The organism is Pseudorhodobacter ferrugineus DSM 5888, assembly GCF_000420745.1.
GTDB classification, from domain to species: Bacteria; Pseudomonadota; Alphaproteobacteria; order Rhodobacterales; family Rhodobacteraceae; genus Pseudorhodobacter; species Pseudorhodobacter ferrugineus.
Genome location: NZ_ATVN01000004.1, coordinates 1 through 20,110, shown reverse-complemented (window position 1 = coordinate 20,110; position 20,110 = coordinate 1). Strand labels below are relative to the sequence as shown.

The following is a 20,110-nucleotide window of genomic DNA, read 5'->3' as shown; positions in this document are numbered from 1 at the left end:
TCCAACGCCGCCACAAAAGTACCGGCCTTGGTTAAACCCGCCGGATCAAATAATACTGACTTGGCCCAATATCTCCCGACCCGACCAACACATGCCCCGACTCACTGCAAAAATGCGGAATATCAATCACTGCTGCCGGATCTGTCGCCAAAACGCGCAAAACCGCCCCCGCTGGCAGGCCCTTCAGACGCTTGCGCGCCTTCAGCACCGGCAACGGACATAACAGCCCCTGCGCATCCAGTTCATCATCCCAATCCATGCCGCTTTCCTTCGGTAAAATGCCGCCATCCGTCTATTGTTTTGCGCGGCCAAGTGACAGAACATGCCACATACCCTGCCCGCACGACACCTGCCCAAACCACCAGACGCACAAAGGATACGGCCAATGGCACTCGATCAGCAAGACGGCATCTGGAAATCGGGCAAGGGCAAGGGCCGCCGCGCCACCAAGGGCCGCCAATTGGACGATGCCGCATGGGATCAGGTCAAATCCCTGCTGGGCGACCGCCCCCGCCACCGCGATCTGCTGATTGAATTCCTACATTTGATCCAAGATGAATACGGCCATCTGTCTGCCGCCCATCTGCGCGCACTGGCCGAGGAAATGCGCGTCTCGATGGCCGAGGTGTGGGAGGTCGCGACCTTCTATGCCCATTTTGACCCGATCCGCGAAAATGACACGCCGCCGCCCGACCTGACCATCCGTGTCTGCGACAGCCTGTCGTGCGAACTCGCTGGCTCCGAGGCGCTGTTTGATGCGCTGACCAAGGGTCACGATCCGGCAAAGGTCCGCGTTCTGCGTGCGCCGTGCATGGGCCGTTGCGATACCGCCCCGACCCTTGAAATCGGCCACCTCCACATCGACCACGCCACCCCCGCCAAGGTCGAAGACGCGATCACAAAGGGCGATTTCCACCCCGTCATCCCGCTTTACGAAGGGTTTGACGCCTATGCCCATGCAGGCGGCTATAAACACCTGACGCAACTGCGCACCAATGGCGATTGGTCGGCGGTGCAGGATTTGGTCATGGCCTCTGGCCTGCGCGGCCTTGGCGGGGCGGGCTTTCCGTCGGGCAAGAAATGGGGCTTTGTGCGCGCCAACGCTGGCCCCCGCTATCTGGCCGTGAACGGGGACGAAGGCGAACCTGGCACGTTCAAAGACCGCCATTATCTGGAACGCACGCCCCATCTTTTCCTCGAAGGCATGCTGATCGCCGCTTGGGCGGTCGAGGCGGATAAATGCTTTATCTACATGCGCGACGAATATCCCGCCGTACTCCATATCCTCGCCCATGAAATCGCAGCGCTGGAACAGGCCGGCATTGTCGCTCCCGGCTATATCGACCTGCGCCGCGGCGCGGGTGCCTATATCTGCGGCGAAGAATCCGCGATGATCGAAAGCATCGAGGGCAAGCGCGGCCTGCCCCGCCACCGTCCGCCTTTTGTGGCCCAAGTCGGCATCTTTGACCGCCCGACCCTTGTCCATAACGTCGAAACCCTGAAATGGGTCGCCCGCATCGTGCGCGAAGGCCCCGAGGTTTTGAACAACACCACCCTGAACGGGCGCACCGGCCTGCGTTCCTATTCCGTGTCGGGCCGCGTGGCAAAGCCGGGTGTCTACCTTTTGCCCGCAGGCTCTACCATCACCGATGTCCTCCATGCCGCTGGCGGCATGGCGGAAGGTCACACCTTCAAGGCCTATCAACCGGGTGGTCCCTCCTCGGGCCTGCTGCCCGCGTCGATGCACGATATCCCGCTCGATTTTGACACGTTGCAACCGCATGGCACCTTTATCGGGTCCGCCGCTGTTGTGGTTCTGGGCCACCAAGACCGCGCCCGCGATGCCGCCCTCAACATGCTCAAGTTCTTTGAGGCGGAATCCTGCGGCCAATGCACCCCCTGCCGTGTGGGTTGCGAAAAGGCCGTGAAACTGATGCAAGCCGACACATGGGACCAAGCGCTTCTGACGGAACTGTCAAACGTCATGGTCGACGCCTCGATCTGCGGCCTCGGCCAAGCCGCTCCCAACCCGATCAAGCTGGTGATGAAACACTTCGCGGAGGAAATCTGATGTCCGTAACATTCACCCTTGATGGCATTGAGACCACTGCCGAAGCTGGCCAAACGATATGGGAGGTCGCGAACGGTCGCGGCCTGATCATCCCGCATCTGTGCCACAAACCTGCCCCCGGTTACCGTCCCGATGGCAACTGTCGCGCCTGCGTGGTCGAGGTGGAAGGCGAACGCACCCTTGCCGCGTCTTGTATCCGCGAACCCGTGGCGGGCATGGTCGTGCATACTGGGTCCGCCCGTGCCCTTGCCGCCCGCAAGATGGTTGTGGAAATGCTGGTGACAGATCTGCCCGAAACCAAGCATGACGCCTCATCCCACATGGTTGATATGATCGCGGCCACCGGCGCCACAGGCACCCGTTTGCCGAAACTCGAATCCACCCGCATCCCGCTCTTGGACGACTCTCACGTCGCCATGCGCGTCAACCTTGATGCCTGCATTTCCTGTGGCCTTTGCGTGCGCGCCTGCCGCGAGGTGCAGGTGAATGACGTGATCGGCATGTCGGGTCGCGGCCAAAACAGCTATCCCACCTTTGATATGGCCGACCCGATGGGTGCCAGCACTTGCGTTGCCTGCGGTGAATGTGTGCAGGCCTGCCCCACGGGCGCTCTGATGCCCGCTTCGGTGATGGATGACCAACAGCGCGGCGACAGCAAGGATTTCGACACCGAAGTCAAATCCATCTGCCCGTTCTGCGGTGTCGGCTGTCAGGTCTCGCTGAAAGTCAAAGACGGCAAGGTCAAGTTCGTCGACGGCATCAACGGCCCCGCCAACGAAGGCCGCCTGTGTGTCAAAGGTCGCTTCGGCTATGACTATATCCACCACCCGCACCGCCTGACCAAACCGCTGATCCGCAAGCCGAACATGCCCAAAGGCCTGAACGTGGACCCCGGCAACCTGATGACCCATTTCCGTGAGGCAACATGGGACGAGGCGCTGGACTTCGCCGCCAAAGGCATGACCAAACTGCGCGACAGCGATGGCGGTCGCGCGATTGCGGGCTTTGGCTCGGCCAAATGCTCGAATGAGGAGGCATATCTCTTCCAAAAGCTGATCCGCCAAGGGTTTGCCCATAACAACGTCGATCACTGCACGCGCCTGTGCCACGCCTCATCTGTGGCGGCGCTGATGGAAAACGTGGGTTCCGCCGCCGTAACGGCCACCTTCAACCAAATCGAAAACTCGGATGTCGCCATCGTCATCGGTGCCAATCCGGTTGAAAACCACCCCGTCGCCGCGACTTTTTTCAAGCAATTCACCAAACGCGGCGGCAAGCTGATCGTGATGGACCCGCGCGGCGTTGGCCTGCGCCGTTTTGCCAGCCACATGCTGCAATTCCGCCCCGGTTCGGATGTGTCGATGCTCAACGCCATCATGCATGTGATTGTTGAGGAAAAGCTGTACGATCAACAATATATCGAGGCCTACACCGAGAATTGGGAGGCTGAAAAAGCTCACCTTGCAAACTTCCCACCCGAAAAGATGGCGGCGGTTTGCGGCATCCCCGCCGAAACCCTCCGCGACGTGGCGCGCACCTTTGCAGGTGCCAAAGCGGGCATGATTTTCTGGGGTATGGGCGTGTCGCAACACATCCACGGCACCGACAATGCCCGCAGCCTGATCGCTTTGGCGCTTATGACGGGCCAAGTTGGCCGCCCCGGCGCGGGCCTTCACCCGTTGCGCGGCCAGAACAACGTCCAAGGCGCGTCCGATGCGGGCCTGATCCCGATGTTCCTGCCCGATTACCAAACCGTCACCAGCGACAATATCCGCAACGCCTTTACCGAGGTCTGGGGATCAGGCGATTTCAGCGCCGAAAAGGGCCTGACCGTCACCGAAATTCTGGATGCGGTCCACGAAGGCCATATCAAAAGCATGTATATCCTTGGTGAAAATCCGGCGATGTCCGACCCCGACGTCACCCATGCGCGTGAGGCGCTGGCGAAACTGGAACACCTGATTGTGCAGGATATTTTCCTGACAGAAACCGCCAATTACGCCGATGTCATCCTGCCCGCCGCCGCGTTCTATGAAAAATCCGGCACCGTGACGAATACCAACCGTCAGGTGCAAATGGGCCGCCCAGCGGTGAAACCACCGGGTGAGGCGCGCGAGGATTGGGCGATCACGGTTGAACTTGCAAAACGCCTTGGTCTGAACTGGACCTACACCCACCCGTCCCAAGTGTTCGCCGAAATGAAGCTGAATATGAAGTCGCTGAACAACATCACATGGGACCGGCTCGAATCTGAGGGCTGCGTCACCTACCCCAGCCTGTCGCCCACCGACCCCGGCCAGCCGATTGTGTTCGCCGATGGCTTCCCGCGCGCAAACGGTCGCGCACGGTTTGCCCCTGCATCGGTGATTGCCCCTGATGAGGTGCCAGATGCTGAATACCCGATGATTCTGACAACGGGGCGACAGTTGGAACATTGGCACACCGGCTCCATGACCCGCCGTTCCAAGGTTCTGGACGCGGTAGAACCCGAGGCGAACTGCTCTCTTCACCCCAAAACCCTGCGGGCCTTGGGCGTGGAACCGGGCGGCCATGTGCGCCTGTCCACCCGCCGCGGCAGCATCGTTATCATGGCCCGCGCAGACCGTGCCGTGGCCGAGGATATGGTGTTCCTGCCCTTCGCCTATGTCGAGGCGGCAGCGAATATCCTGACCAACCCCGCAGTCGACCCTTACGGTAAAATCCCCGAGTTTAAATTCTCGGCGGTCAAGGTTGAAAAAGCCGAAAGCGCGGTCGCAGCAGAGTAACCGCGCAACGCCACTACCCCGACCAAGGCCACTGTGGCCCGCAGGTCGGGGTTCACCCCGACTCCGCGTCGAAAACAAGGCACTTCCCCACAACCCCTTACCGCGCTAGGCTTTACCCACGGCCCAAGGGACTGCGCCAAGGCAATGAACAAACCACAGGTCAATCACGCGTTTTGGCGGTCGTTCCGCCTGTTCGAGTCTCTCGATGCCGCTGTGCTGGCGCAAGTCATTGCTGCTGCCCAAACCCGCCAATGGCCAGCAGGTACGACCCTGTTTCAGCGGGGCGAGGCAGGCGAATATCTGGTGGCCCTTACCGCTGGCCGCATCCGTCTGTCCGTAAGCACCCCGCGCGGCAAGGAACTGGTGCTGCGCTATGCCGAAGGCGGCGATATCTTTGGTGAACTCTCGTTGTTCGACGGCGCCCCCCGCTCTGCCGAGGCAACAGCAGTGGTCGCCTCCCAAGGTTTTATCCTGTCCCGCCGTGATTTTGACGCCATAGCCCTGCGCGAACCGGCCCTGCGCATCGCCGTCACGCACTACCTCTGCCGCATGCTGCGCGACACCACAGAACAGCTTGAAGGCTTGGCCCTTTACACCCTAGAGGCCCGCGTCGCGCGCTTCCTCCTCTTTACTCTGCGCCAGATCCACGGTGATGATTTGCCGCCCAACCCGTTGCTGCAATTGGAAATCAACCAATCCGATATCGCCGCCGTGCTCGGCGCCAGCCGCCCCAAGGTAAACCGCGCCCTGCAATCCTTGCGCGATGCCGGCATCTTGCAAAAAGCGGGGGACGCGATGGAATGTAACGTCGCGGCCTTGCTGCAAATCGCCGACCCGCAGCCTTAGGGCGAACGTGCATAGGTGGCCTTGACGCCCCCGCAATCCACAGCGACCATTCCTGCTGCCGCCATCAACACCATCTTGGGGTCCGGCGCGGCCACGCCCAGCCTCGGCCTGCCATCACACGCAAGCACCTACGCCTTTACCGACCGCGACATCGCCAGCAAACATACCTACAGCCCGTCTCCGGCGGTTCACCCCATCACGCCGCTGGCCGAAACCGCGCCGTTGCCGCCTCGCAGCAATACACATCCGCCATCGGATAGGGATTGCGCGCCAAACCGTCCACCGCCGCAATCACCAGATCAACCTTGGCATCATCCATCAACACCGACAGGTTCAACCGGGTCCAGCCTGGCTTTTCCATTTCTTCGCCGCGCAAAATTGCCGCGCGAAGACCCTCGGACTCCGCCGCCCCAATCCCCAACAGCCGATGCGCATAAGGCCCGGCACAGGCACAGCCACCCCGCGCCTGAATGCCATGCGCATCCGACAACAGCCGCGTGAACAGCTGATGATGCAAATACCCGCCTTTTGCGGCATCCCGCACGCGGAACGAAAATATCGGCAGCGCCTGCGCGTCCATATTTCCCATCAACTGAATATTCGAATTGCCCTGCCACACCGCCCGCGCCCGTGCCTGCAATTCGGCATGCCGCGCGTCCATCCGCGCCTGCCCGATCGCCGCCTTGACGATAAACACCAAAGCTGCGCGAATATCGCCCACCACATTCGGCGTCCCTGCCTCCTCTCGCGTGGCAATATCACTACTGAAATCATGGCCCGTGGGCGACACGAACCGCACTGTCCCACCACCGGGCTGAGACATGCGCTTTGAACATACCGCCCCCTTGCGCACGATCATCACGCCCGAAGCACCCGGTCCGCCCAGAAACTTATGCGCCGACAGCACAACCGCGTCCTTCTCGGCATCCGTTCCCGCCTGCATATCAATGGCCAAATACGGTGCCCCGCCCGCATAATCCCACACCGCCAGCGCGCCGTAGCGTTTCAGCACCCGCGTCACCGCATCCGCATCGGTCACAATCCCCGTCACATTCGACGCAGCCGAAAACGCGCCAATAACCCGCCGCCCCTGCGCAGCAATCAAAGCCGCCTCCAGCACCGCCATATCTGGCCCGCCGCCCAGAGCCTCGTCAATCTCCACTACCTCGGCCCCACTTTCGCGCCATGGCAAAATGTTGGAATGATGCTCATACGGCCCGATCAACACCAGCGGGTTTTCGCCCCGCGCCACAGCCTCGGGCACGCCCAGCAAATGCACCAAACGGTTCAACCCCGCCGTAGCGCCCGCACCTGCAAACACCGTGGCAAACCCGTCATCCGCGCCGCATTCGCGCGCAATCACACCTCGCGCCTCACGCCGCATCCGCGTCATCATTCCCCCGCAATATGACGCCTCGGTGTGGCTGTTGGCATAGAACGGCAACACCTGTTCCATTACAAAACTTTCTACCTGCCGCAACGCCCGACCAGACGCCACATAATCGGCATAGACCAGCTTTTGAACTCCAAACGGCCCGTCAAATTCGGCCCCTTCCCCAATCACGCCCGCGCGCAACTGCGCAATCACATCGGGGGTGGCAAGGCTGGCGGCAAAATCGTCAAGGGCGGTGGGCATCGGGCATCTCCAAATCAGGGTATTCCCGATCATACCTTTAACCAAACGGGGTAAACTCCACCTTTTACCATTGATTGAACGTATGAAATTGGGTCAAATGACCAAATGAAACCCGAATCCTTAGATCAAATAGACCGCGCCATTCTGCGCGCTCTGCAACGCGACGCCAGTCAATCGCAGCGCGAACTGGCCGAAACCGTGGGCCTGTCGCAAAACGCCTGCTGGCGCCGCCTTAAAATCTTGCAAGAAAGTGGCCTGATCGCGGGCCAAACCCTCCGCCTGAACGCGCCACAACTGGGCCTAGGCCTAACCGTTTTTGTCATGGTCCGCACCCGCCATCACAGCAAGGACTGGCTTGCAGTTTTCCGGCGTGAGGTGATGAACATCCCCCATGTGATCGACTTTTACCGCATCGCGGGCGATTACGATTACATGCTGAAAATCGTGGCCGAGGATATGAACGCCTTTGACCAGATCTACCAACGCCTGACCGCCAAGGTCGAATTGGAAACCGTCACATCCTACATCACGATGGAGGCGATTGCCGATGCCCGCGATCTGCCCGTTTAGCCAATTAACGAAACCAGACATACAGGTTGAACAGCCCGATCAAAACAGGCTGATGCACCAGATAAATCACCAGTGAATGCCGGCCCGGCCATGTCAGCCGCGACAGCAGCGCTGACGGCACCACCTGCGGCAAGGCCCCCCGCGCCAGCATCACCCGCGCAAAAACTACGCCTAGCAAGAACGCCCCGAACCACGGGAACACGGGCTCATAATCCATCGTGGGGGGGAAATCGGGGGCCAAGCCGACCCACAACAGCACAGGCGTATTAAAGGCCACATCGCGGTACACCTGCGGCACCACCAAAAACACCACCGCCACCAACAGCGTCACCGCCCACGGCAGCCGCAAGAATGCCAGCCCCAACAGCGAACACAGCGCGATCGAATGCAAAATCCCAAAGAATATGAACTGCGTCGGCATCACCACCCATGTGGTCAGGGTAATCAGCAAGGCCGCCCCCACAACAATCGCAAGCCGCCGCCAAAATCGTGGCCATGCAATCCTCTGCCCATGCATCAAGACAAGGCTAAACCCTGCCAACAGCAAAAAACTGCCCGCAACGGCCCGAGCAAATACCGCCCAAAACCCCGATACCGGCACATAAGGTGCGATAAATCCGAACATCGCCAGATCAAAGGTGAAATGGTAAATCACCATCCCCAGCACCGCCAAACTGCGCGCAATATCCAGCCACAAAATGCGGGGCAGTGTATATTGTGTCTTTGCCATTGCCCACTTATCCCAACATCGCTGCGGTTTGGTATGGGCATAGACCACCCCGATCAAAAAGCCACCCCAAAATATGTATGGCCATTTTTGGTATACCAAAGCAGCTTGCCATTTTCGCACCGCCGCGCAAAGATGCGGCAACGTATTTTCGGGCATCTGCCCCATAATTCAAGGCAGCCAAATGGCCCAAATCCTACCCTTTGGTAAAACACCCGATGGTCGCAGCGTTGACCAAATCACCTTGCGCGGTGGCGGTCTTTCGGCGCAGGTGCTGACCTATGGCGCTATATTACGCGACCTGCGGCTCGATGGGCACGCCCAACCGCTTGTCCTCGGGTTCGAAACCTTTGCGCCCTACATCGACCACCCCGGTTATTTCGGTGCCACGGTTGGCCCTTGCGCCAACCGGATTGCGGCGGGCCGCTTTACCCTGAACGGTCAGCCCCATCAGCTTGACTGCAACAACGGCCCCAACCATTTGCATGGGGGCAGGGGCGGTATTTCCCACCAAATTTGGACCATTGCGGACCATACCGATCACAGCGTCACCCTAACCCTGACCTCGCTCGATGGTGACACGGGCTATCCCGCCGCCCTGCACATCTCCCTGACAATCAGCCTGCAACAAGACGGCGTGTTGGACCTGCAAATGTCGGCCACCAGTGATGCGCCAACCCTGTGCAACCTTGCCCATCACAGCTATTTCAACCTCGGCGGCGCCGATATTCTGTCGCATCAGTTGCAGATCAACGCTGACCATTATTTGCCAGTCGATGCAGGCCTCATCCCCACAGGCCAAATCGCAGATGTCACTGGCACGCCGTTCGATTTTCGCAGGCCCGTGCCGCTTGCCAATGCCTGCGATGCCGCCGCGATCGACCATAATTTCTGCCTATCGCATAGCCCCGAACCCCTGCGCCTCGTGGCCACGCTTGCGGCTGATGCAATCACCATGCGCATCAACACCGACCAACCCGGCCTGCAAATCTATGATGCCGCGCGGATGAATGTGCCAGTCGCGGGCTTGGGCGGCCAAACCTATGGCCCTTATGCGGGCATCGCAATAGAGCCCCAGCTTTGGCCCGATGCCATCAATCACCCCGACTGGGCACAGCCCGTTCTCAACCCTGATAAAACCTACACTCAACATAGCCAATTCGTCTTTGCAAGGACCGCCCCATGACCCTGAAAACCGCCGTTATCGGCCTTGGCTCTATGGGCTACGGCATTGCCGCTTCGATCCTGCGGGCGGGTCACGCCACCTATGGCTATGACGTAAACCCCGCACAATCCGCCCGTTTCATGGCCGAAGGCGGCGCACAAGGCGCATTGCCTGACATCGCCCCCAGCCTTGATGCCGTTGTCGTAGTGGTCCTTAATGCCGCCCAAACCGAAACCGTGTTGTTCGGGCCGCAAGGCGTGGCCTCCCTTATGCCCAAAGGCGCGGTCGTCATCGCTTGCGCCACCGTCCCCCCCGCCTTTGCCCGTGATATGGCGGCCCGCTGCACAGCCCTTGGCCTGCACTACCTTGATGCTCCCATTTCCGGTGGCTCGGCCAAGGCGGCCAATGGCAAACTCTCGGTCATGGCCTCGGGCACCCCCGCCGCCTTTGCCGCCGCAGCACCCGTGCTCAGGGCCACGTCCGAGACCGTGTTCGAACTCGGCAATAGCGCAGGCGCAGGCTCGGCCATGAAAGCGGTCAACCAACTCCTTGCAGGCGTGCATATCGCCGCGATGGCCGAGGCGATGACCTTTGGCATGACCCAAGGTGTCAGCCCCGATAAATTCCTCGAGGTGATCTCGAAATGCGCCGGCACCTCGTGGATGCTGGAAAACCGCGCGCCGCACATTGTGGCGGGCGATTATACCCCGCATTCTTCGGTCAATATCTGGCCCAAAGATCTTGGGATCGTCCTCGACATCGCCCGCGATGCGAAATTTGCCGCCCCCATCACCGCCGCCGCCATGCAGCAATTTCTTGCCGCCGCAGGGCAGGGGTTGGGCCATGAGGATGACGCCGCCGTCGCCAAAGTCTACGCCCGCAACGCGAGCCTTAAACTGCCAGGTGACGCATGAAAACCGTTCTAGGCTGCATCGCCGATGATTTCACAGGGGCCACCGACCTTGCGGGCCTGCTCGCGCGGTCGGGCGTAAAGGTAAACTTGCGCATCGGCATCCCTGACGCCCCACCAACCGACACCGCCGCGTTCGAAGTGATCGCGCTGAAATCCCGCACCGCCCCAGTCGAGGAGGCGATTGCCCAAGCCCGTGCCGCCCTGAAATGGCTGCAAGCGGCGGGTGCAAAACGGTTTTTCTGGAAATACTGCTCTACTTTCGACAGCACCGCGACAGGCAACATCGGCTCTGTGGCCGAGGCGTTGATGCGCGACCTGAACACCCATCAAACCATCTATTGCCCCGCCTTCCCCGAAAATGGCCGCTCTATTTTCATGGGCAATCTGTTCGTCGGCGAAACCCCGCTGGCGGAATCCCCCATGCGCGACCACCCGCTGACCCCCATGCGCGACAGCAACCTGATGCGCCTGCTGGCCCCGCAAACCACCAAACCCGTGGGCCTTGCCAATCGCTTGACCGTCGCCAAAGGGGCCGATGCCTTGCGCGCCAAACTGTCCGAACTGGCTACACAAGGCGTGGCGCATGTCATCGTTGACGCCGTGGCCAATGATGATCTTTACACCATCGCGAGCGCCTGCCGCGATATGCCCCTGATGACCGGAGGCAGCGCCGTGGCCATGCCGCTGCCTGCGCTTTATGCGGCGAATGGCACGCTGGCCGCCGATGCCCCCCGCGCCACAGCCCCAGACCTTTCCACAGAAACCATCCTGCTGTCGGGCAGTTGTTCCGCCATGACCCGCGCCCAAGTCGCCGCCTACTCCGGCCCAAAACACGGGTTGGACCCGGTTGACCTTGCCGAAAACGGCCCCAAAACCGCGCTTGCATGGCTGGCAACCCAAGACTTGACCCATGCCCCCCTGATCTATGCCACCGCCGAACCCGATGCCGTCCGCGCGACCCAAGCCAAACTTGGCACCGCAGCGGCAGGCGAAATCGTCGAACACGCACTGTCACAACTGGCAATCGCCGCCCGCAACCTTGGTGCCCACCGCTTTGTCGTCGCAGGCGGCGAAACCTCGGGCGCTGTGACCCAGGCGCTTGGTGTGGACCGCCTGACCATCGGCACCGAAATTGCCCCCGGCGTACCGTGGTGCTTTGCCACCAGCGCAGGCCAGACTATCGCGATCACCCTTAAATCGGGCAATTTTGGCGCGGAAACCTTTTTCGCCGATGCCCTAAAGGCGCTGAAATGACAGAAGAGTCCAAACTCCGCGACCTTATCTGCACGCTGGCAAAATCCATGTTCGACCGTGGCCTTACAGGTGGGTCCACGGGCAATATCTCGGCCCGCACCCCTGATGGTGGCCTTTTGGTCAGCCCCACAGGCATCAGCTTTGGCCGCTTGGACCCCGCCCGCCTCAGCCGCTTCGATGCCACGGGCCGCCATATCTCGGGCGACCAACCGACCAAGGAAATGCCCCTGCATTCCGCGTTTTATGGCACGCGCAGTACGACAGGCGCGGTCGTCCACCTGCATTCCTGCCATTCCGTTGCATGGTCAATGATGCCCGATGTGGACCCCGACAATTTTCTGCCGCCCATGACCCCTTATGCGATCATGAAACTGGGCCGCGTCAAACTCCTCCCCTTTTACATGCCCGGCGACCCCGCGATGGGCGATGCCGTGCGCGGCCTTGCGGGCAAACGCAGCGCCGTCATGCTGGCCAACCACGGCCCCGTGGTCGCTGGCAAGGATATCGAGGCCGCCTGCAACGCGATCGAAGAACTGGAGGACACCGCCCGCCTTGCCATGTTGATGCGCGGCTATGATGCCAAGATGCTGACGCCCGATCAGGTCCAAAACCTTGTCACCAAATTTAACGTGGACTGGGACGCGTGATGCAAAAGACAAAATTCTCGGCCAACCTCGGGTTCCTATGGACCGAAAAATCCCTACCCGATGCCATTCGCGCCGCGCACAAGGCAGGCTTTGACGCGGTCGAATGCCATTGGCCCTATGCCACCCCCGCCGCCGATGTCGCATCCGCCTTAGCGGAAACGGGCCTGCACATGTTGGGCCTGAACACCACACGCGGCGACACGACCAAGGGGGAAAACGGCCTGTCTGCACTGCCGAACCGCACCGATGATGCCCGCGCCGCGATTGACCAAGCCATCACCTATGCCCGCGCCACCCGCACGCCCAATATTCACGTCATGGCAGGCTTTGCGGCAGGCGATCACGCCGCGCAAACCTTTGCCGAAAACCTGCGCTATGCCTGCACACAGGCCGCCCCGCACGGCATAACCATCCTGATCGAACCGCTGAACCCTTATGATGCCCCCGGTTATTTTCTGTCCAGCACGGATCAGGCACAGGCAATCATCGCGGAACTCGGCGCACCCAACCTGAAACTGATGTTCGATTGTTACCATGTCCAACTGACGCAAGGCGACCTGACGCACCGCCTGTCCAACCTGTTGCCGATCATCGGGCATATCCAATTCGCATCGGTCCCCGACCGTGGCGCCCCCGATCATGGCGAGGTAAATTACCCCCATATCTTCGCGCATATCCAAAACCTTGGCTACACTGCCCCCCTTGGTGCCGAATACAAACCGCGCGGCGATACCGATGCGACCTTGGGCTGGCTCAAAACCCTTTAACTGACCAAGTCATACTGCATCAACGCGTCATAGCGCGGCCCGTCCGGCGTTAGCGTCGATTGGTACAGCACCATTTCCGTCACCTCCCACGGCCCCGCGCGAAACCCCGCACCGTTTATCACAGCCAGTTCCAGCCGCGCGGCATCCTCGGGGCGCATGGCGGGAAAACGGCCCAGCGTGATATGCGGCACAAAGCGGCGGGCCGGCACGTCCGCGCCCGCTTCGCGCGCCACCCGTTCAACTTTGGCCTGCAAGCGCGCCAAGGGTTCGGATGGCACCACGGCGGCCCAAACCGAATGTGGTTTGGCCTTGCCGAAAATCCCGAACCCCGCCAGCGCCACGTCAAACGGGGCCATGCGCAACGCCATCAGCCCCTCGTGCAACGCCTCCAGCGCGGTGTCATCCATCTCGTCCAAAAAGCCCAAGGTTAGGTGAAACTGCGCGCGGTCCACCTTGCGCGGGATGGGCATCAGGAATTGCTGCACGACCAGCTGGCTTTCCACATCGCTTGGTATATCCAGCGCTACAAAGACCCGCATTCCACCCCTCCCATTTTCCGCCGCCCCTGTTCCTAACAAATCCATCTGCGTGATAAAAGAACCCGTCCCGCACTGGTGCCTTGCCGCCCCACGCCCTAAATACAGGTCATGTCCCAAAAAGGTGCCGTATGAAAAAGATATCCCTGCCCGAACGGCCCCACTGGCGCGACCACGCGCAAGAGGTGGGGTTTACCTTTGCCGATATGCACGGCGAACCCTATTGGGATGAAACCTCGGCCTATGCCTTTTCGCTGCGGCAAGTCGAGGACGATATCGAAGATCCCTCAACCGAACTTCATTCCATGTGCCGCGAGGCGGTAGCCCATATTGTCGCGTCCGAGGAATTGATGGACCGTTTGGCCATTCCCCAAACCCACCGCGACCTTGTGGCGCAAAGCTGGCGCAGGGGTGAACCCGAGATTTATGGCCGTTTTGATTTGGCCTATGATGGGACTGGCCCCGCCAAGCTGCTGGAGTACAACGCCGATACGCCCACATCCCTCTACGAATCCGCATCCTTTCAATGGCAGTGGCTCGAGGATCAGCTATCCGCAGGCATCCTCGCCCCTGACAGCGATCAGTTCAACGGCCTGCACGAAGCACTCGTCGCCCGCTTTGCCGCCCTTTTCGCCCCCGAAACCGACATCCATTTCACCGCCACCGCCGACACCCCCGAAGATTACGCCACGGTCGAGGCAATGGCTTGGGCCGCCCGCGAAGCGGGCCTTGGCGCGCATTACTGCGATCTGGAAAAACTTGCCGTCAGCGACGAAGGCCAGTTCCTTGATGACCAGGACCGCGTCATCGGCACCCTGTTCAAACTCTACCCGTGGGAGGATCTGCTGCGCGACGATTTCGCCGCTCACATCGCCCCCTCGGGCTGTCTGTTCCTTGAACCGGCGTGGAAGGCGGTCTTGTCGAACAAAGGCCTGCTGCCCGTGCTGTGGCAGATGTTCGAAGGCCACCCCAACCTCCTCCCCGCATTCTTTGAATCCGACATCGCAGACGCCATCAACGGCCACGGCCCCGCCGCCCCGCATGTCGCAAACGCCTTTGCCCGCGCCTCGGTGCAGCTGTCCGCTGCCCATGTCCGCAAACCCATCCTGTCGCGTGAAGGGGCGTCGGTCTCCATCTACAAACACGGCAAAATCATCGAATCCTCGACCAACACCACCTATTCCGAACATCCCCGCATCGTCCAATCCTACGCCCCTCTCCCGCAATTCGACGGTTTTCGCCCCGTCATCGGCGCGTGGATCGTGGGCCAAACCTGCGCCGGAATGGGCGTGCGCGAGGACTGTTCCCGCATCACCCAAGACCTGTCGCGCTTTAAACCGCATTTCATTACGCCATAAATCGCGCTAAACAGCCCGAAATCAGACAAAAAGGCCCGCCCCATGATCAAACGCTCCAAAACCGTCGCTATCACGATCCTCGGGGCCGCCGCCTTTACCCTTGCCGGCTGCCAGGAAGAACAGATCGACGCATCCGCCTTTCCCGATCTGCAAAGCTGCACGGCGCAGGCCCAAAACGGCGGCACTTTCACCGCCCAAGATTGCGACGCCGCCTTTGCCGAAGCCAACGCCCTCCACGTTGAATCCGCCCCCCGCTATGAAAGCATCGCGGTCTGCGAAGAACAGCACGGCCAAGGCAATTGCGGGTCCGAGGCGACCGCCACCCAAGGTGGGTCCGGCAGCATCTTTATGCCGCTTATTGCAGGCTACCTGATCGGCAATATGCTGGGTGGGCGGGGCGGAGCCGCTGCCAGCCAACCGCTTTACAAAAACGGAAAAGGGTCGTTCAGCAACGCGGCTGGCACCAGCACGTTTTCCAACAATTCCGGCTCGGCCAAATTGGGCAGCTCGCAATTCGCCCGCCCCGCCACAACAGCAGGCAAACCGCCGATGTCGCGCGCCACGGCCATGTCGCGTGGTGGCTTTGGCACATCGGGCGCAGGCCGCACCGGCAGCTGACCCCTTGAAAAACGGCCCCTTTTTCGCTATATCTTAACCTATAAGCCACAAACTGGCCGCCATTCCGGCAGGCTCGGCATAACAGGCAGCGAAAAAAATCATGTCCAACACGGCCCAACCGCAAACTGAATCCGCCGCGCAATTCGGCGCGCTGTGTTGGCGCGCAGGCAAGGCAGGGGCTGAGGTGTTGTTGATTTCCAGCCGTGAAACTGGCCGCTGGGTCATTCCCAAAGGCTGGCCGATGAAGGGCCGCACCGGCCCCCAAGCCGCCGAAATTGAGGCGTGGGAAGAAGCGGGGGTAAAAGGCCAGATTGCCGATGAAAAACTGGGCCATTTCACCTATACCAAGGTTCTGAAACGGGACACCAAAAAAGAAATCCTACAACCCTGTATTGTTGAGGTGTTTCCCCTTCAGGTGGCAAAGTTTGCACCCGAATTTCCCGAACAGCGCCAGCGGCGGCGCAAGTGGTTCGCGCCCGTGGATGCCGCCCGCAAAGTGGCCGAGGCAGAGCTTAAGGCCATGCTTTCGGCCTTTAACCCCACGCTGCCCCCTTACGACCCGCCAATCGCAAAGCGCAAGAAACGCTAGCATCACGGCCTTGCGTCGCGCCACAAACGCTATAGGTAAAACAACACCGCTGTAGGTCGGGGTTCACCCCGTCTCTGCCGCCCCGACCCCAAATGCCGACCCCAAACGTTTCCAAGGCCCAACATGATCCGCTATTCCCTCAAATGCGCCATCGATCACAGCTTTGACAGCTGGTTCCAATCGGCTGCCGCCTTTGATGCCTTGGCGGCCGCAGGCCATGTGACCTGCCCATCTTGTGGCAGCGCCCAAATCGTCAAAACCCTGATGGCCCCTGCCGTGGCCCCGGCCCGCAAATCCGGCGCATCGGTGCCAGAATTGCCCACGCTCGAAAGCCCCCTAACGACCCCCGCAAACCCCCAAGAACAAGCGCTGGCCAAACTGCGCGCCGAGGTCGAGGCGAATTCCGATTATGTCGGCAAATCCTTTGTGGCCGAGGCCCGCAAAATGCACGAAGGCACAGCCCCACCCCGCGCCATCCACGGCGAGGCGCGGCTGGACGAAGCGAAAAAGCTGGTCGAAGACGGTGTGCCCGTCATGCCCTTGCCTTTCCTGCCGCCCCGCAAGCTGAATTAAAGTGTGCGCAACTTCGCGTTTCACAAAATCCCTGCATGAAGCAGGCACAGCACTGCGTAGGTCGGGTTTTACCCCGACTCTGGCCCAACCACATCTTCAGAACTCAAGCTGCGTTCCGTCACCCAGCACGATCCCATGCATTGCAATGTCCCACGGCATCGGAAAGATCGTTTCAATGGCGGCAAAGCTGTGCCCCACCCCGATCCGCCGCGCATTCGGCAGCAGCGCCAGCGTCCGGTCATAATACCCGCCGCCATTGCCCAGCCGGAACCCGCGTGTGTCGCCGCCGACCAGCGGTACAATCACGATATCGGGCGTCAGCACCTCGGGCACGGCGGGCACCGGAATATCCCAAAACCCGCGCGTCATTTTATGGCTTGGCGTCCAGCGGTAAAAGCTGACGGGATGTTGTTTTTCTGTGACCACAGGCAGGCCGACAGTGGCCCCCCGCGCCACACACTCCTCCATCCACCGCCGCAGATTGACCTCGCCCTTGATTGGCCAATAGCCCCCAATGGTTTTGCCCGAAATATCGCCCAAACAGGCCGTCAATTGCGCGCTGATGGTCTCTATCGCCTCGGCACGCTGGGCCGTGGTCAGGGCCGCCCGCAGCCCATAAAGCCGCGCGCGTTGGGCCTTGCGAAACACCTTCACATCGGCCCAGGTTTGCGGGTCAATCGCATGCCCCGCCACGATCAGATGCCCCATACACGGCGGATCGCCCGCGGTGTCGATGCCAGTCATTCCGCGCCCCCTTCTGCTGTGTGTACGCATTAATATTTGGTAAACAAAAAGCATAAAATCGTTTTGTATCAAATAGTTACAAATATGTCCGCGCGCGAACATTCAGGCCGTCTTCACGCTTGCAGTCACATAATTCACCGATAAATCGCGATCAGACAAGAACCAATTCCAGCTGATTGGATTGAAAACCATGCCCTTTTTATCAACCGGTTTCAGACCCGCCTTTTCAATCATCGAAAACAGTTCATCGGGGGTGATAAATTTTGCCCAATCATGTGTCCCTTTCGGAAGCCACCGCATCACCCATTCCGCCCCGATAATCCCCATCAAAAAGCTTTTCGGATTGCGATTCAACGTCGAACAAATCATCAATCCCCCCGGTTTCAAAAGCCCCTGACAGGCGGTCAAAAATTCCTGCGGATCGGCCACATGTTCGACCACTTCCATATTCAAAACCACATCAAAAACCTCGCCATCCCGCGCCAGATCTTCGGCCGCGCAATGCCTGTAATCAATCTCCAGCCCCATCTGTTCGGCATGAAGTTTTGCCACCGGAATATTCCGAGCCGCCGCATCCGCCCCCAAAACGTCTGCCCCAAGCCGCGTCATCGGCTCCGAAAGCAACCCCCCCCCGCAGCCAATATCCAGCAGCCGTAGCCCTTTGAACGGCAAGGGCGCGGTTAAATCGCGGTCAAATTCGGCGGCAATTTGAGTCGTGATATAATCCAGACGGGTGGGGTTGAGCATATGAAGCGGCTTGAATTTTCCCGCAGGGTCCCACCATTCCGCCGCCATCGCCTCGAATTTTGCAACCTCAGCGGGGTCAATCGTGTTCAAAGTCATCTCTCACTCCTTGCAGTTTCTTGCCGGGACGGGCAGGCTTGGGTGACTATATAGGGCAATCATGGACCATAGATCAGGCCAAAAGAGCGCAGCTCAGTATTTATACCCCCCGGTGGACCCATATCATCAGAAAATGATGGATGTGGGCGGCGGGCATCAGATTTATGTCGAGCAATGCGGCCGCCCCGATGGGGTGCCTGTTTTGGTGGTTCACGGCGGGCCGGGGGGTGGGTGCAGCCCCGCGATGCGGCGTTATTTTGACCCCGCGGTTTATCGGATCATTTTGTTCGACCAAAGAGGCTGCGGGCGATCAAAGCCCCATGCCAGCGTTGAAGAAAACACGACCTGGCATTTGGTCGCCGATATGGAGGCGATCCGAGCCGATTTGAAACTGGGTAAGGTCATCCTTTTTGGCGGCAGCTGGGGGGCGACCTTGGCCCTGATTTACGCGATTACCCACCCCGAAAACACGGCCCATTTGGTCTTGAGGGGCGTTTTTACGATGACCCGAGCCGAGCTGGATTGGTTTTACGGGGGTGGGGCGGGGCGGTTCTTTCCTGATCTTTGGGATCGGGTCGTTTCGGCCCTGCCAGAGGCCGAGCGGGGGGATATTATTGGGGCCTATCACCGCCGGTTATTTTCGGGGAATCTGGCCGAGGAAATGCGGTTCGCGCGGCTTTGGGCCAACTGGGAAAACGCCCTTGCGACCATCGATTCCAGCCTTATCGGGGGGGAGGGGCCATCCGATTATGCCCGCGCGTTTTCGCGGCTGGAAAACCATTATTTTGTCAATCTGGGGTTTTTAGAGGAGGACCGCTGGATCTTGAAAAACCGCCACCGGATTGAGGGGATCGGGGCCGATATTGTTCAGGGGCGGTTTGATATGGTTTGCCCCCCTGTGGCGGCCTTTGAACTGGCCCAAGGTTGGAAAAAAGCGAGGCTGAATATGGTTCCGATGGCGGGGCATGCCTTGTCTGAGCCAGGGATTTCGGCGGCTTTGGTTGAAGTGATGGACAGGTTGCGACCATAGAAATGACCGCGCGCGGACATTTTTATAAGCTATTGATATTGAATGATATTGTGTTTTTTATTAACCAAATTTTAATGCGAACACACGGGACTTTTGTTGTGTAACCCAATAGTGTTGATTGTCACTGAGAACTGACCCGGCATTGTCACCGCGATTTGACCCACCCATTAGTTATGTTCTCTATGTCATGATGGCGTCAATGCTGTTGCCTCCTTTCGCTTTTTCTTCGCTGTTTCGGAGCTGGCCTTGAAGCGGTAGCTGTCATTGCCAGTCTCGAGGATGTGGCAGCGATGGGTAAGACGATCGAGCAGTGCGGTGGTCATCTTGGCATCGCCGAACACGCTGGCCCATTCGCTGAAGCTCAGGTTGGTGGTGATGATGACGCTGGTGCGTTCATACAGCTTGCTCAGAAGGTGGAAGAGCAATGCACCGCCAGAGGCACTGAACGGCAGGTATCC

The 20,110-nt window shown here is 59.9% G+C and carries 21 protein-coding genes; 14 read left to right on the top strand and 7 right to left on the bottom strand.

Annotated features, from left to right (window positions below; all coding sequences use genetic code 11):
- Positions 1–31: 31 nt before the first annotated feature.
- Positions 32–259 carry a sulfurtransferase TusA family protein gene (locus G560_RS0104790; RefSeq protein ID WP_022703171.1) on the bottom strand — a complete coding sequence of 76 codons (228 nt, stop codon included), beginning with the start codon at positions 257–259 and terminating at the stop codon, positions 32–34.
- Between the two features lie 126 nt (positions 260–385).
- Between G560_RS0104790 and G560_RS0104785 the strand changes: the two genes are divergently transcribed.
- From G560_RS0104785 to G560_RS0104775, 3 genes are all read left to right on the top strand, one after another.
- Entirely contained in the window at positions 386–2,071 is a 1,686-nt protein-coding gene (locus tag G560_RS0104785; protein ID WP_022703170.1) for an NAD(P)H-dependent oxidoreductase subunit E, read from the top strand.
- Positions 2,071–4,836, top strand: a complete 2,766-nt coding sequence (fdhF, locus tag G560_RS0104780) for a formate dehydrogenase subunit alpha (RefSeq protein ID WP_022703169.1) — start codon at positions 2,071–2,073, stop codon at positions 4,834–4,836. The genes G560_RS0104785 and fdhF overlap by 1 nt, the downstream gene beginning before the upstream one ends.
- 144 nt (positions 4,837–4,980) lie before the next feature.
- On the top strand, positions 4,981–5,682 hold the full coding sequence (locus tag G560_RS0104775; protein WP_022703168.1) for a Crp/Fnr family transcriptional regulator: 702 nt from the start codon (positions 4,981–4,983) through the stop codon (positions 5,680–5,682).
- A gap of 196 nt (positions 5,683–5,878) precedes the next feature.
- Here G560_RS0104775 and G560_RS0104770 read toward each other — a convergent pair whose 3' ends face one another.
- Positions 5,879–7,318 carry an aminotransferase class V-fold PLP-dependent enzyme gene (locus G560_RS0104770; RefSeq protein WP_028913736.1) on the bottom strand — a complete coding sequence of 480 codons (1,440 nt, stop codon included), beginning with the start codon at positions 7,316–7,318 and terminating at the stop codon, positions 5,879–5,881.
- A gap of 105 nt (positions 7,319–7,423) precedes the next feature.
- Here G560_RS0104770 and G560_RS0104765 point away from each other — a divergent pair, with 105 nt between their 5' ends.
- Positions 7,424–7,888 carry an Lrp/AsnC family transcriptional regulator gene (locus tag G560_RS0104765; protein ID WP_022703166.1) on the top strand — a complete coding sequence of 155 codons (465 nt, stop codon included), beginning with the start codon at positions 7,424–7,426 and terminating at the stop codon, positions 7,886–7,888.
- Positions 7,889–7,892: 4 nt separating this feature from the next.
- Here the strand turns inward: G560_RS0104765 and G560_RS18580 are convergent, their stop codons facing one another.
- On the bottom strand, positions 7,893–8,618 hold the full coding sequence (locus G560_RS18580) for a heparan-alpha-glucosaminide N-acetyltransferase (RefSeq protein ID WP_022703165.1): 726 nt from the start codon (positions 8,616–8,618) through the stop codon (positions 7,893–7,895).
- Positions 8,619–8,799: 181 nt separating this feature from the next.
- On the opposite strand from G560_RS18580, the gene G560_RS0104755 reads away from it, so the two are divergent.
- The 5 genes from G560_RS0104755 to G560_RS0104735 are packed head-to-tail and all read left to right on the top strand — an operon-like array spanning position 8,800 to position 13,361.
- On the top strand, positions 8,800–9,801 hold the full coding sequence (locus G560_RS0104755; RefSeq protein ID WP_028913735.1) for an aldose epimerase family protein: 1,002 nt from the start codon (positions 8,800–8,802) through the stop codon (positions 9,799–9,801).
- Positions 9,798–10,694 carry an L-threonate dehydrogenase gene (ltnD, locus tag G560_RS0104750; protein WP_022703163.1) on the top strand — a complete coding sequence of 299 codons (897 nt, stop codon included), beginning with the start codon at positions 9,798–9,800 and terminating at the stop codon, positions 10,692–10,694. The genes G560_RS0104755 and ltnD overlap by 4 nt, the downstream gene beginning before the upstream one ends.
- A complete protein-coding gene (gene otnK / locus G560_RS0104745) occupies positions 10,691–11,947 on the top strand; it encodes a 3-oxo-tetronate kinase (protein ID WP_022703162.1) in 1,257 nt (418 codons plus the stop codon). The genes ltnD and otnK overlap by 4 nt, the downstream gene beginning before the upstream one ends.
- Positions 11,944–12,594 (top strand): 3-oxo-tetronate 4-phosphate decarboxylase, encoded by a 651-nt coding sequence (gene otnC, locus G560_RS0104740; protein ID WP_022703161.1) that lies wholly within the window; start codon positions 11,944–11,946, stop codon positions 12,592–12,594. Before otnK ends, otnC begins: the two co-directional genes overlap by 4 nt.
- Positions 12,594–13,361, top strand: a complete 768-nt coding sequence (locus G560_RS0104735) for a hydroxypyruvate isomerase family protein (protein ID WP_022703160.1) — start codon at positions 12,594–12,596, stop codon at positions 13,359–13,361. The genes otnC and G560_RS0104735 overlap by 1 nt, the downstream gene beginning before the upstream one ends.
- On the opposite strand, the gene thpR is transcribed toward G560_RS0104735, so the two are convergent.
- A complete protein-coding gene (thpR, locus tag G560_RS0104730; protein WP_022703159.1) occupies positions 13,358–13,900 on the bottom strand; it encodes an RNA 2',3'-cyclic phosphodiesterase in 543 nt (180 codons plus the stop codon). The two genes, G560_RS0104735 and thpR, sit on opposite strands and share 4 nt — an antisense overlap.
- Before the next feature lie 128 nt (positions 13,901–14,028).
- Between thpR and G560_RS0104725 the strand changes: the two genes are divergently transcribed.
- The 4 genes from G560_RS0104725 to G560_RS0104710 all read left to right on the top strand — a co-directional run bounded on the left by G560_RS0104725 (position 14,029) and on the right by G560_RS0104710 (position 17,035).
- Complete coding sequence (locus tag G560_RS0104725; RefSeq protein WP_022703158.1) at positions 14,029–15,255, top strand: glutathionylspermidine synthase family protein; 1,227 nt, start codon at positions 14,029–14,031, stop codon at positions 15,253–15,255.
- 42 nt (positions 15,256–15,297) lie between these two features.
- Entirely contained in the window at positions 15,298–15,873 is a 576-nt protein-coding gene (locus G560_RS0104720; RefSeq protein WP_022703157.1) for a DUF1190 domain-containing protein, read from the top strand.
- Positions 15,874–15,973: 100 nt separating this feature from the next.
- Positions 15,974–16,462: an NUDIX hydrolase gene (locus G560_RS18575; RefSeq protein WP_022703156.1), complete on the top strand. Its 489-nt coding sequence runs from the start codon at positions 15,974–15,976 to the stop codon at positions 16,460–16,462.
- A 123-nt stretch (positions 16,463–16,585) separates the two neighbouring features.
- The gene (locus G560_RS0104710; protein ID WP_022703155.1) at positions 16,586–17,035 is read left to right on the top strand and encodes a DUF1178 family protein; all 450 of its coding nucleotides are present in this window, start codon (positions 16,586–16,588) and stop codon (positions 17,033–17,035) included.
- Positions 17,036–17,131: 96 nt separating this feature from the next.
- On the opposite strand, the gene G560_RS0104705 is transcribed toward G560_RS0104710, so the two are convergent.
- A complete protein-coding gene (locus G560_RS0104705) occupies positions 17,132–17,779 on the bottom strand; it encodes a 5-formyltetrahydrofolate cyclo-ligase (protein WP_022703154.1) in 648 nt (215 codons plus the stop codon).
- 102 nt (positions 17,780–17,881) lie between these two features.
- Positions 17,882–18,622: a bifunctional 2-polyprenyl-6-hydroxyphenol methylase/3-demethylubiquinol 3-O-methyltransferase UbiG gene (gene ubiG, locus G560_RS0104700; RefSeq protein ID WP_022703153.1), complete on the bottom strand. Its 741-nt coding sequence runs from the start codon at positions 18,620–18,622 to the stop codon at positions 17,882–17,884.
- A gap of 61 nt (positions 18,623–18,683) precedes the next feature.
- On the opposite strand from ubiG, the gene pip reads away from it, so the two are divergent.
- Entirely contained in the window at positions 18,684–19,652 is a 969-nt protein-coding gene (pip, locus tag G560_RS0104695; protein WP_022703152.1) for a prolyl aminopeptidase, read from the top strand.
- 185 nt (positions 19,653–19,837) lie between these two features.
- Here pip and G560_RS0104685 read toward each other — a convergent pair.
- Positions 19,838–20,110, bottom strand: a 273-nt coding sequence (locus G560_RS0104685) for an ATP-binding protein (RefSeq protein WP_022703150.1), incomplete at its 5' end; no start/stop codon positions are given.